Origin of the sequence: Aeribacillus composti (assembly GCF_031760945.1) — a bacterium.
In the GTDB taxonomy this organism is placed as follows: domain Bacteria; phylum Bacillota; class Bacilli; order Bacillales; family Aeribacillaceae; genus Aeribacillus; species Aeribacillus composti.
In genome coordinates this window covers 1,903,640-1,915,851 of record NZ_CP134501.1, presented here as the reverse complement: position 1 = coordinate 1,915,851, position 12,212 = coordinate 1,903,640, and the positions used below count along the sequence as shown (strand labels likewise).

General features: G+C 34.7%; 12 protein-coding genes. 4 read left to right on the top strand and 8 right to left on the bottom strand.

The window, feature by feature from the left end:
* The first annotated feature begins 726 nt into the window (after positions 1 to 726).
* Together RI196_RS09255 and RI196_RS09250 are read left to right on the top strand one after the other, a co-directional pair.
* The gene (locus RI196_RS09255) at positions 727 to 1,638 is read left to right on the top strand and encodes a DUF5655 domain-containing protein (RefSeq protein ID WP_311067309.1); all 912 of its coding nucleotides are present in this window, start codon (positions 727 to 729) and stop codon (positions 1,636 to 1,638) included.
* Positions 1,639 to 1,904: 266 nt separating this feature from the next.
* Positions 1,905 to 2,762 carry an oxidoreductase gene (locus RI196_RS09250; RefSeq protein WP_311067308.1) on the top strand — a complete coding sequence of 286 codons (858 nt, stop codon included), beginning with the start codon at positions 1,905 to 1,907 and terminating at the stop codon, positions 2,760 to 2,762.
* An 825-nt stretch (positions 2,763 to 3,587) separates the two neighbouring features.
* Here RI196_RS09250 and modA read toward each other — a convergent pair.
* The 3 genes from modA to RI196_RS09235 form a co-directional block, all read right to left on the bottom strand.
* Positions 3,588 to 4,400: a molybdate ABC transporter substrate-binding protein gene (gene modA / locus RI196_RS09245; protein ID WP_066250717.1), complete on the bottom strand. Its 813-nt coding sequence runs from the start codon at positions 4,398 to 4,400 to the stop codon at positions 3,588 to 3,590.
* A gap of 210 nt (positions 4,401 to 4,610) precedes the next feature.
* Positions 4,611 to 5,090: a tRNA (N6-threonylcarbamoyladenosine(37)-N6)-methyltransferase TrmO gene (tsaA, locus tag RI196_RS09240; protein WP_311067307.1), complete on the bottom strand. Its 480-nt coding sequence runs from the start codon at positions 5,088 to 5,090 to the stop codon at positions 4,611 to 4,613.
* A gap of 208 nt (positions 5,091 to 5,298) precedes the next feature.
* Positions 5,299 to 6,246, bottom strand: a complete 948-nt coding sequence (locus RI196_RS09235; RefSeq protein WP_063389470.1) for a substrate-binding domain-containing protein — start codon at positions 6,244 to 6,246, stop codon at positions 5,299 to 5,301.
* A 303-nt stretch (positions 6,247 to 6,549) separates the two neighbouring features.
* On the opposite strand from RI196_RS09235, the gene modB reads away from it, so the two are divergent.
* Both modB and RI196_RS09225 read left to right on the top strand, forming a co-directional pair.
* Positions 6,550 to 7,224, top strand: coding sequence for a molybdate ABC transporter permease subunit (gene modB / locus RI196_RS09230; protein ID WP_063389471.1), 675 nt, complete (start codon positions 6,550 to 6,552; stop codon positions 7,222 to 7,224).
* Positions 7,225 to 7,263: 39 nt separating this feature from the next.
* Entirely contained in the window at positions 7,264 to 7,911 is a 648-nt protein-coding gene (locus tag RI196_RS09225) for an ATP-binding cassette domain-containing protein (protein ID WP_066250708.1), read from the top strand.
* A 330-nt stretch (positions 7,912 to 8,241) separates the two neighbouring features.
* Here RI196_RS09225 and RI196_RS09220 read toward each other — a convergent pair whose 3' ends face one another.
* From RI196_RS09220 to RI196_RS09200, 5 genes are all read right to left on the bottom strand, one after another.
* On the bottom strand, positions 8,242 to 9,084 hold the full coding sequence (locus tag RI196_RS09220) for a class II fructose-bisphosphate aldolase (RefSeq protein ID WP_130157280.1): 843 nt from the start codon (positions 9,082 to 9,084) through the stop codon (positions 8,242 to 8,244).
* 12 nt (positions 9,085 to 9,096) lie between these two features.
* On the bottom strand, positions 9,097 to 9,483 hold the full coding sequence (locus tag RI196_RS09215; protein ID WP_311067306.1) for a tetratricopeptide repeat protein: 387 nt from the start codon (positions 9,481 to 9,483) through the stop codon (positions 9,097 to 9,099).
* 20 nt (positions 9,484 to 9,503) lie between these two features.
* Positions 9,504 to 10,784: a PTS sugar transporter subunit IIC gene (locus RI196_RS09210; protein WP_311067305.1), complete on the bottom strand. Its 1,281-nt coding sequence runs from the start codon at positions 10,782 to 10,784 to the stop codon at positions 9,504 to 9,506.
* Positions 10,785 to 10,888: 104 nt separating this feature from the next.
* Positions 10,889 to 11,179 (bottom strand): PTS sugar transporter subunit IIB, encoded by a 291-nt coding sequence (locus RI196_RS09205; RefSeq protein ID WP_130157284.1) that lies wholly within the window; start codon positions 11,177 to 11,179, stop codon positions 10,889 to 10,891.
* A gap of 22 nt (positions 11,180 to 11,201) precedes the next feature.
* A complete protein-coding gene (locus tag RI196_RS09200; RefSeq protein WP_130157286.1) occupies positions 11,202 to 12,197 on the bottom strand; it encodes a 6-phosphofructokinase in 996 nt (331 codons plus the stop codon).
* Positions 12,198 to 12,212: the final 15 nt, after the last annotated feature.

Below are 12,212 nucleotides of genomic sequence, written 5' to 3'. Positions count from 1 at the left end.
AAGCATCGGAAAAACGAAAAGAGGCTCTCAACTCAAATGAATATTTTCATTGAATTGAGAGCCTCTAGTAATCCAGTCGGCATGTTTATTTTTGAAATAAAGGAAACTATTTATATATTTCGAAAAATCTTTAGTAAATATATTAAATAAATTAAACATATGTGTCAAGTTGGATTTTTATTTTTTCTTCCTCGATTATCCCCCTCACATAATATAGTTTCACAAAGCTTTTTCAAATGCGCTTCAAACTGTTTTACCTTTTCTTGATGTCTCTTTGAAATTCCTCATGCTCGACATGTCTAGATATTCGATTGACTTAAAATTTAAGTTATCATATAGTTCGTAAACTGGGCGCTTGAGAGAAAAGTAATTAACAATACCACTTTTGCTTCTCCTGTTGTTTCATCATCTGTATCGTTTGCAACATGATTTCCTTTCTTGCAAAGGGTAATAAACATTTCATGTAGTTAATAATCAAGCAGTCTTTGTAATGAATGTATTGATTGGTTTCTCTAGTATTTCCAAGAGCCAAAATAATTTTGCAAACATATTTCCGAACGAGTGGAACATTATTAAAATTGAATTGGAGTCTTTTGTTACGTTCTTCCGTATTCTTTACATAGATTGACTAATATGTCTCATAAATATCAACGCTTATTGTATACTATCATTATTCATTTATTGTAATCGTAGTTTTAGATGCACAATAAAAGAAGGAGTAGTTTCATGGGTGATATTAAATTATTTCGTATAAATGGAGAACATGTAAGTGAATTGGAAGGCACATCTCTGACAATTGAAAAATCGCTGCAAACCCTTATTGAGCGTAATCTTGAAACATTTTTAGGTGTACGGTTTTTAGCATCAGAATATTCTACTGGTAAGACACATTGCGGCAGAATCGATACATTAGGTATTGATGAAAATAACTCTCCAGTTATTATCGAATATAAACGAGCTGTCAATGAAAATGTCATTAACCAAGGATTATATTATCTGGACTGGCTGTTGGATCATAAAGCAGAATTCACTCTTATGGTAATGCACAAATACGGTAATGACTTGGCTGACGCAATTGATTGGACGAATCCGCGCTTATTATGTATTGCGGGTGGATTCACAAAATATGACGAACATGCTGTTCAACAAATTAATCGGAACATTGAGTTGTACCAGTATAAGTTTTATAAAGATGGATTTCTTTTGCTCGATTTAGTAAATACAACAACTGCACAACCATTACTGGAAGTTGAAAACCATATTAACTCATCGAAGCCCGGATATAAGACAGTCTCCGAATATCTGGAACAATCCAGTACAGAATTAAAAGACCGGTTTGAAGCAATAAAAGCATATATTATGGCACTAGGCGATGATGTACAAATGGCTGTATTAAAATACTACATAGCCTTTAAGCGCATTAAAAATTTTGTCTGCTTAGAAGTGCATCCTCAGACAGAAAAAATCGTCTTATTTTTAAAAGTGAATCCAGATGAAATTGAACTCGAGCCAGGATTTAGCCGTGATGTACGAAATATCGGTCATATCGGAACAGGGGATTTAGAAGTCAGTATTTATAATGATGAAGATTTTGAAAAGGCAAAGCGACTTATTCATATGAGCTATGATAGAAGTTAGAAATCGCCGGTAATTATTATACTTGGCGATTTTTAATAATTAAATATTTTTAACCAATCCTCTGTAAAGAAGGCAGGATTTATTTTATCTCATTATTTTCATGATACAATTCCAATAAAAAGTGTTTATTAAGAAGAGACAGGAATTGTTAAAACATATAGGTGGAGCAGATTTTTGAAGGAATTTGCGAACGAAAGCAGTGATGATGTTCTACATATATTTGACAAAAAGGCAGTGTTAGAATATGAATAGCTGGAGGGAATCTTGTGAATCAAACTTTAAAGAAACAACCTGTTGCGTTTGTTACAGGAGCTTCAAGCGGCTTTGGATTGCTAACAAGTATAGCGCTTGTCCGCGAAGGCTACCGCGTGCTGGCTTCAATGAGAGATTTGGATAAGAGAGGACGACTGGAAGCGGCAGCCAAAGAAGCAGGTGTAACAGACCGGATTGAGATTATCCAACTAGATGTAACCGATTTTTCAGCAGCGGAAACTGTAATTCAGAATGTGATTGAAGATTACGGCCAAATTGATCTGTTGGTAAACAACGCGGGGTATGCAGCGGGAGGGTTTACGGAGGAGCTTGCTGTTGAAGAATGGCAGAGGCAATTTGAAACGAATTTTTTCGGTTTGGTGGCAGTAACAAAAGCTGTTTTGCCGTCGATGAGGGCACGCAGAAGCGGCAAGGTTGTGAATATAAGCAGTATTAGCGGACGAATCGGATTCCCTTCTATGGGACCTTATGTGGCATCCAAGTTTGCGGTGGAAGGATTCAGCGAGTCTTTGCGTTTAGAGATGCTGCCGTACGGTGTTCATGTCGTTTTAATTGAACCGGGATCCTATAAAACGGAAATCTGGTCAAAAGGGCTGGATGCGGTATCGGTCAATCCGGATTCTCCTTATGTTAAAGAGATGGAGAAAATTTTGAAATATGTCAACCATGTTGCTGACACGGCACCCTCTCCGTATGAAGTGATCCAACAGATTGTACACGTGGCAAAGTCTCCTTATCCGAAATTGCGGTATCCGGTTGGCAAAGGTGTGAAATTAGGAATTGTCTTGAAAAATATATTGCCGTGGAAGTGGTGGGAGCGGATGGTGATGAAGCGGCTGTGGGACAGATAGAATCCGGATACTAGGATTTTCTTCCAAAAAATCTAGAATTACGTTTTCCACTCTATTTTTGTTTTTAAGGTATTTAAATTATCTAGAAATTTACAATTGATATTTCTTGTTTAAAATGAAGTATTGCTTGCGGCAATGCTAACCTTTTTGGTTAACTATCTTGTGAGTGCCAATATCGTTTCAAATATTCCAGCATGGTTTTACTGGTCGCTTATCTTTCTAGGTCTTGTCATAAAAAATTTTGCTATACAAAAAATATGTTCCTGGTCAGCTCATTGCTGCTGTTACTCATTTATTCGTTGTGGTTCCATCAATCTTTTCCATTGGAATTTTTATGGTGCTTTTATCTGTAATTGTATTCATATTGCAATTATGAATATAAAAAAACAAAACTACGGATTCGCAAGTTGAGTTGAACGGAATTTACACAATAATCATTTCAGATTTTATTATTCATAAAAAAATTCGCCCTAATGACTAATGTCACCATATGACATTTAAATGAAACAAGGCGATTTTTCCACACTATCGCTACTAATGAAATATAATAGCTGATAGTTGTCTTAAAAATATTTGTCGCATTAAAAAAATGATGGTAATTCAACTTTAACGGAGATTTAGACGATGACGACTAATCCAATTCAAGGTCCTAATTGCCAATCTTTTGTCCATCTGTATTGTACAAATAAACATAATAAATGCTCTGAGGCAATTTCCAAGGATCAAAACTCTCGTAAGTTGAACTACCTTTCGTAATCAGCTTTTTTCTTTAAGAATCTACTAATGGCGGGCATGAAGGGCTCAAATATTCTTTCGTCATATCGCTTATTTCAAAATCTTAAATCCGAATTTTTCAAAAATTTGAAACGAATCTTCTGTCTGTAGGTACTGATAGAAATCGGCAGCCTCTTTTTTATGCTTTGTGTCCTTAATGATGCCAACTGGATAAATAATAGGATCATGCATATTTGCGTCTGCGATGTCGACAATTTTTACCTTATCAGATATTTGGGCATCAGTTTTGAATACTATTCCTGCGTCCACTGTATTTGCTTCTACATATGATAATACTTGGCGCACATCCTTTGTGTATACGACTTTCTCTTTTACTTTTGGCCAAAGATTTAGCTTGGTCAGAGTTTGCTGCCCGTATTGACCTGCTGGAGTAGTTTCAGGATTTCCTAATGCAAATTGCTTAATACCGCTGTCTGCCAAAGACTGAAATCCTTTTACTGTGTCTGCTTTATCTTTCGGAACGATTAAAACGATTTCATTTCCTAGCAAGTTTTTGCTCTCTTCTTTGTTAATCAATCCTTTGTCTACGAGTGGACGAAACTTATTTTCAGCAGCCGAGAAAAATAGGTCTACCGGCGCTCCTTGTTCGATTTGCTGTTGCAATGCACCAGAACTTCCAAAGTTAAATGTAATTTTTATATTTTCATGTTCTTTTTCATACTTTTTCTGAATTTCCGTTAAGGCATCTTGTAAGCTTGCGGCTGCTGAGATGGTTAATTGTACTGTCTGTTTATCCTCTGTCTTCTTTGATTCCTGTTTTTCTCCCTCGTTTGTACAACCAAAAATAAAAAAGATTGAAGCACACAAAAACATGATCATGATCATGCGAATAGAATGCTTCATGCTTTCTCTCCCCCTTCTACTTTTAATCTAATATAAAACTTATTATAATTTCTTATAACTATTTTGTATAGTATATAATTAATTTATATAAAATATAATTATATAGAATAGTAAAGTGTCTCCGTTCACGGATAGAAAAAACACATTTGTTCAGTGCAATGAAAAAAACCATAAGGTGCTTTTTTAATCGGCCTTGCCAATAACGCCTTTTCAATAAATGCTTTTATCAGCTTTTACTTTATCTACGTTTTCGATTCTTTTTTCAAACCATCCAATCTTAGATGTTTCTATTGCATCAAACATCGGAACGTAAGGCTTTATATCGAGTAGAGGTGTTTCGTTCAATACATCGACATCTAGGACATGGATATGATTCCCCTCAATACTTTTCAATCGAACGACTGAAAAGCCGATTGGGTTCGGTCTTTTCGGGAATCTTGTTGCAAAAATACCATGGGGTTGATCATCTAAGAAAGGAACTACCTGCAATGAATATTCATGAATCTTATGAAAATAATAAATAAGAATAAGATGTGAAAAGCCGTCCAGATCTTTCATCCCTTCTACATACAATGGGTTAAGCTCTATTGTTCCTTCTACATTTTTCGCCGCCGCCGATTGAATCGGCATTCCTTCCAAGGTGTTAAAAGGGGTTAGAATTTTTCCTATCGCTTTAAAATGAATGTTCATCTTTACAACATCCTATGTTCTTTTATTTATAATTAATTATATTTAATTATAAATAAATATAATAGAAAAAGATATACTTATGTTTCTCTTTTTGGTTTTTCATTTCCAGTGCTCACGAATCAAGAAAACCAGATATTCCAGTGCCAAAAAGTGATAAAACAAAGCCAGAGGTTTTTAAGAGAACCCCTGGCTTTTAGCTGGATCCATTTCAGCTTTCATAAACGACTTGTCCGGTTTGTGACAAATCATAGCCTCCTAGTGCTTTTAAATCGTTTTGAAAGTGAACCGATCTTAAAATTTGCAGGACTTGACTAATTAACTCTCTATTCTCATCGTTCTTTAAAATAACCAAATCGTACTTTTCATTAACTAACGGAATGAAATCGACATCTTTAACTAGGTTAGCCCCTCTTTCAATTCCTACCCCGACATCTGCATCCCCTTTAGCGACAGCACTTGCGACACTTACGTGATTGGTTACCTCATTGTCATAGCCGTTAATTTCAGAAACAGGTATGCGATACTTTCTCAAACATTCATCTAGTAAAACACGAGCACCCGCACCTTTTTCCCGGTTCACAATTTTTATATTTTTTCTTCTTAAATCTTCCCAATGCTTAATATTCAACGGGTTTCCCTTTTTGACGTAAAAGCCTGCCTTCCTTGTTAGTAAATGAATCACGATATACTGAAAATTCACTAGTATCTTATTGATATACGGAACATTATATTCACCTGAAATTCCTTCGATTAAGTGTGTACTGACAATGTCTGAATATCCTTGATACATTGAAATTAGGCTTTCTAAGCTTCCAACATAAGAACGAAGTGGCCGAAACCTTTTCGAGGATTTTTCTAAGTAGTTCGCCAAAATATCTAAGCTCATATCCTGGCCGCTTATAATTAATTGTCTAGGTTGCAAATACCCTTGTGTTTCAATCGATGTTTCTTTTTTTGATGACTGTACGGAGCTTGGCTGCAGTTCTTCTTTTGACTTTTTTATATACTCTTCTAGATCGGAAGGATCAATTCGCATTTGTCGTCCGACACGATAAGCAGGTAATAACCCTTTTTTCACTAAATCATATACGGTTAATTTTGAAACCTTTAATATGTTTGCCACTTCCTCGGTTGTATAAGAAAGATTTTTTTCCATACCTACTTGCTCCTTCATAAAAAAATTCGTTATAAGTAATTAAATGTAATTTGATATATTGTATTGATAACTTCTGTATCAATGATTTATATTTAAATATAAATAAAATTAATTATTTTCTTAACAAGAAGATGGCTATGTAGTTTATATCTAATCTTGATTATATCATGTTTTGTTTCGCTCTTTTTCAATGGAAATGACTCAACTTCTTGTTTTACCATTTCCTTTACTCCAAAGTTCAAAATAATTATAACCATTTATAACGAAAAATGATGAAACTTTATGAAAAGGTGAACGACAAATATGAATTACTCGCCGCTTATACTCTCTTTAAAAACGGCAACAATCGCCACGTTTATCGTATTTGTTACTGGGGTTGTGTTGGCACGATTGATTAGTCGTAACTCCTTTCGAGGGAAAAGTATTATAGAAGCGATTATTTTGTTGCCACTCGTGCTTCCGCCTACAGTTGTAGGCTTTGGTTTATTATATATATTTGGTAAAAACGGATTTATTGGTCGATTACTGCTCGATTGGTTTGATTTCCAAATTGTTTTCACCTGGTATGCTGTTGTGATCGCAGCAGTCGTCGTGTCTTTTCCTTTAATGTATCAAAGTGCATCTGCAGCGTTTCGGCAGTATGACCCAAATATTGAAAATGCTGCATATACAATGGGGGCATCGAAATGGAGAGTGTTTTGGACGATATCTTTTCCACTGGCATGGCCAGGACTGTTAGCTGGCTTAGTTTTATCCTTTGCACGAGCGTTAGGAGAGTTTGGTGCCACTCTCATGCTCGCCGGCTATATTCCGAATGTCACCGACACTATTCCTCTAGCCATTTATTTTGCGGTGGAGTCAGGTAATTTGGAAGCGGCAAAATTTTGGGTAATCATTATCGTTGCCCTCGGCTTTAGCGCTATTTTATGGCTTAATTGGTGGAGCAAAAGAAATATGATGAGACATGTACAAAAATAGTAAGTTCAAATTGTCGCTTACTTAAAGGAGTTTTTTCTTATGCTTATCGTTGAAATCCAAAAAAGACTATCCCATTTTGAATTAGATGTAAAATTTTCAGTGGCCAATGAGATTGTTGTCCTTTTTGGCCCCTCCGGCTCCGGAAAAACAACTATCTTAAATTGTATTGCTGGGATAAGCAAACCTGCTGCTGGCATCATCCGATTAAACGACACCATTTTATTTGAAAATAAGAAAGTATTTGTTCCTATTCAAAAAAGAAACATCGGCTATGTATTTCAAGATTATGCGCTTTTTCCCCATATGACTGTTTGGAAAAACATTGCTTATGGCATGCAAAATGAAAGCTTTGTCAAAAATTTAATGAAAGAGCTGCGAATTGAACACCTTAGAGATAAATATCCGTCTGAAATTTCAGGCGGCGAAAAACAACGGGTCGCCATTGCACGAGCCATTGCAACCGAGCCGGATGCCTTGCTTTTAGATGAACCTTTTTCTGCATTAGATAATCAAACACGTGTAAAAGGTCATGAAGAGCTATTACGTATCCATAAGCTTTGGCGCATTCCCATTATATTAGTCACCCATCATCTTGAGGAAGCAAAAAAATTGGGGAATCGAATTTTATATTTACACGAAGGAAAAATTTGTGACAGTGAAATGAATGTGAATCTTATTCAGAGTTAATTGACAGCCTTACTCTTTAAGCTAACATCAATTCTAGCAAATTATGAGGAAAAAGGGGGTTTATAGCATTCCCCTTTTTCAGATTTTGTGTTTACTTCCTTAAAAACAGTAAATTAAATTTATTTTTTATATTGTTCATTTAGCACATAGTTCTAAGTTTTGAAAATCTACAATAGTTATTTGAATCAACTTTTTTGTACAAATAGAAACAACATTCCATCCTCCCTCTTTTCACAAAAAAAAATCCTTGCCGCTAAATAAGCAGCGAAGGATTGGTTTGTTTTTCTCTCTGATAGATTCGTATTGTGATAATGTATCATATGCATTTTTTTATTTCTGAAGCAAGATTAATTTTTGTTTTACAATTTCTTTGATTCTCTGATTGGCTGGTATAAAAAGTTTTCTTAATGATGTTAAAGGGCGATCAGCTGCTTTAGGGAAGGTCTTATTTATTTCCTCTATATAAGCTTTATTTAGTTCAGATCCAATATTAACTTTTTTCACTCCTTCAGAAACACATCTTTTTATATCTTCATCAGATACTCCTGTTCCTCCATGTAGAACTAAACCCACATGGCCTATGTTGGAAGAAATTTCTTTCAATAAATCAAAATTGATTTTTGCTTTCGATTTATATAATCCATGTGTTGTCCCTATTGCAACGGCAAGGGCATCAACATTTGTCTCCTTAACAAACATATATGCATCCTCAGGATTTGTATACATTACATCTTTTTCATCGACAACTAATCCATCTTCAGTTCCGCCTATCGTTCCTACTTCTCCTTCAACAGATACATTCCGTTTATGGGCATATTCCACAACTTTTTTAGTATTTTCAATATTTTCATTAAGAGGCAAGCTAGAACCGTCATACATAACAGAAGTATATCCGCTATCGATTGCCTTTTGAATTGCATGAATATCTTGGCAATGATCTAAATGAAGACAAACATCAATATTGTATCTTTCAGAAAGCGTTTTAATAATAGATACCATCAAGTCGAAGCCAACATACTCTGCAGTGCCTAACGATGTTTGAATAATAATAGGAATGTTTAACTCGTTTGCTGCTTCCATCATGGACGGTAACATCTCTATACAATGCACATTAAAAGCACCAATTGCCCCTTTGTTATTAGTCATTTCAAACAACGATACTAAATTTTTCATTTTTATATCACCTTATGCCTTTCCTCTAATAATATCTTTGGATAATTTGAGCAATTCATCTATTTTTTTTAAATATAATTGAACATCTGAATCTCTTTTTTGATCAATTGCTTCTTTTCTCTTTATGTTATATAGTTTTAATAATTCATTATTCGCTTGTCCTATAGTTTTATTCTCAGAAATACTTAATTCATAGTAATTTATAGCTTGATCGATTTCCCCTGCTTCAAAATATAGCTTCCCTAATTGGTTTAAAATCTCTATTTTGTTATTTTCATTAACGTTTTCTAATAATTTTTCTGCTTTTTCAATCTCAATCATTAAATCCTCTTTATTTGGTGCTTTTGGAAGCTCGTTCGTAATCTTTTTTTCCTTTTTTCTTTTTTTAAAAAATACCACTGCTGTTCACCTCGACAGAATCAGAATAATTGAAGTATTGGATTAAATATCCAATGGTAAAGGAGTGCAGCCATCACAGTATCGACATCAGTGGCAGTTGTATTTACGAATCCTATAGAATTTAAAATGGGAACAAGTAAAGCGGGAAGTAATGTAATAAAAATTCCATGGGCTATAGTGGATATAATAGTCCCCCTTCTTCCGCCTACTGCATTTGCAAATACTCCTGCTGATCCACCGGCAAAAAAGTTTGTAAGCATCCCTGGTAAAATCATTGGCAATCCACATAATGGTAGTGCAAACATTGCAATAACTGAACCAATTGTTGTACCGATAAATCCTAATGTCACAGCATTTGGAGCATATGGAAATAATACAGGGCAATCTAATGCAGGTTTAGAATCTGGAACTATTTTAAGGGCAATACCTCTAAATGCCGGAACAATTTCTGCTAATAACAATCGCACTCCTGATAAAAGGACGTATACACCGACAACGAATTGGAAGCCTTGAATAAACGCAAATACTAAATAATTTAAATTATCTGAAAATTGAGATGCGAATTCTTCTCCTGCAAACGCTGCAGTTATGATATAAAGCGGAATCATGACTAATCCTACACCAACATAACTATCTGATAAAAATTCTAACCCTTTTGGAAATTTAAAATCCTCTGTAGATTTACTTTTGTCGCCAACGAGCTTTGAAACTCCTGCAGTAAAAATATAGCCAATTGTACAAAAGTGACCAAGGGCAATATCATCGGAACCTGTTATTTTCCTCACAATTGGCTGAGCAATGGCAGGCATAGCAACAGCAAAAATACCACCGACTAATCCACCTATTAAAATAAGAGGAAACCCTCTCAATCCAGCATTTACTCCAAATACTGTGGTCATTGTAGCCATCCATAATATTGCTTGACCAGTTAGGAAGATATATTTCCATCTAGTAAATCTAGCAATGAGTATATTAAAAATGAATATAAACAAAAATGTAAGAGCTATTTCACTCCCAAGGTTTAAATCATTCATAGCTTGCCCGTTTATAGCTTCTATCGACGGGACGATACCTTGCAGTCCAAATGCTTTTGAAAAAATTTGTCCAAAATAGGTTAAAGATGATACAATTATTCCAGAACCTGCTGAAAGCACCAAAAATCCCAACATCGTTTTAAACGTACCAGAAGTAATTTCACTAAAAGATTTTTTTTGCAGAAGTAATCCAATTAGAGCAATCAAGCCAATTGTCACAGCTGCCTGAGTTAATATATTTTCGATAAAAAAGTTAATAACAGACATTTTCATTTCCTCCTATAGCTTCTATTGGAGAATTCCTAATATATGTTTCATAAATTCTTTTAGTTTGATGAGGTATTGTGTTTACACAATCCTCATTTTTTAGTTTATAATTCTCCCTTTTCCTGCAAAATCGGCACTAATTTTTCTCTAATTTCATTTTTGTCTACTAGTTTATTTAAAAAGATAAAGCTGGAATTAATGTTGTATCTCTTAAACTGTGGCTCAAAATTTTTGCCTGCAATGATAATATCAGCTCCATACCCAGCTGCTGATGAAAGATCCGAATGATCTAATGATGCTTTAACATTAAGATCTTTTAACACTGACTCAACACTCATTTGGCAAGCAAAGCTGCTACCTAGACCAGCTCCACATACAACTAAAATTTTCAACATTTATTTCACCCCCTTTCTATTTTTAATGTTTTATTAACATATTATTTTTTATTGCTATATTTACTAATTGCGGATCAAGTTTTTGATTTGTTGAATGAACATCATTAAAGTCTATTAATTGAACCGTGCCATTTTTAACGCCAACCATTTTTCCAGAAATCCCTTTATTAATGCACTCTCTAGCCAATGCACCCATCTGTACAGCTATCATCGCATCTCTAAAAGATGTATTACCTGCTCTAATAAAAAATCCCATGATTGTTTTTCTAACTCTAATATTCAAGTGTTTTTCAATGTATTCTGAAATTTCAAAAGAAACTCCTTGATCCCCACTTTTATATAGTCTGCCATCATATGCAGACTCAGAACATACAATTATGATAGATTTTTTTTCTTTCAGTTTTTCTACAATAATATCTACTGCTTTATTTTTATCTGTAGGGAATTCGGGAATTATTGCCAAATCACAACCACCTGCAATTGCACTAGCCAAAGCTAAATTTCCGCATTTTCCTCCTAATACTTCCACCATAAAAATTCTGCCAGGCATATTGTGTGCAGTATCATGCAAGTCATGTATAGTTCCTATAATCCTATTTAAAGCAGTGTCAAATCCGATCGAATATTCACTGCCATCAACATCATTATCTACCGTCATGGGGATAAAAATGGTTTTTGTTCCTTCCGAATTCATTAATTTTGCCGCTTTTTGCGAACCGTTTCCGCCAAAAATTAGTAAATAATCAAAACCAAATGATTTTAATTGTTCATGTATTTTTTTCCTTCCTTCCTTTTCATACGGTAATTTGCTTCTTGAAGTCCTTATAATCTGTTTTCCATCAAGTGAATAATTTTGACAATTTTCCAATGTTAAAGGAATTGGCTGATTTTTTAATATTCCGTCAAACCCCTCATGGAATCCGTAAAGTTCTATTTTTTTATCTTTTGCTATCATTTCAATAGCAGCATTAACACCTGATCCGTCTCCCCCGCTAGTAATTATGGCTACTTTTGTCATCTTCCTTCTCCCTCG

Coding starts and splice junctions, on each gene's coding strand:
- RI196_RS09220 (WP_130157280.1), bottom strand. CDS start 9,084: ATGAAAAATTTAGTATCGTTGTTTGAAATGACTAATAACAAAGGGGCA.
- RI196_RS09225 (WP_066250708.1), top strand. CDS start 7,264: ATGCTTATCGTTGAAATCCAAAAAAGACTATCCCATTTTGAATTAGAT.
- RI196_RS09200 (WP_130157286.1), bottom strand. CDS start 12,197: ATGACAAAAGTAGCCATAATTACTAGCGGGGGAGACGGATCAGGTGTT.
- RI196_RS09255 (WP_311067309.1), top strand. CDS start 727: ATGGGTGATATTAAATTATTTCGTATAAATGGAGAACATGTAAGTGAA.
- tsaA (WP_311067307.1), bottom strand. CDS start 5,090: ATGAACATTCATTTTAAAGCGATAGGAAAAATTCTAACCCCTTTTAAC.
- RI196_RS09235 (WP_063389470.1), bottom strand. CDS start 6,246: ATGGAAAAAAATCTTTCTTATACAACCGAGGAAGTGGCAAACATATTA.
- RI196_RS09210 (WP_311067305.1), bottom strand. CDS start 10,784: ATGTCTGTTATTAACTTTTTTATCGAAAATATATTAACTCAGGCAGCT.
- modA (WP_066250717.1), bottom strand. CDS start 4,400: ATGAAGCATTCTATTCGCATGATCATGATCATGTTTTTGTGTGCTTCA.
- modB (WP_063389471.1), top strand. CDS start 6,550: ATGAATTACTCGCCGCTTATACTCTCTTTAAAAACGGCAACAATCGCC.
- RI196_RS09205 (WP_130157284.1), bottom strand. CDS start 11,179: ATGTTGAAAATTTTAGTTGTATGTGGAGCTGGTCTAGGTAGCAGCTTT.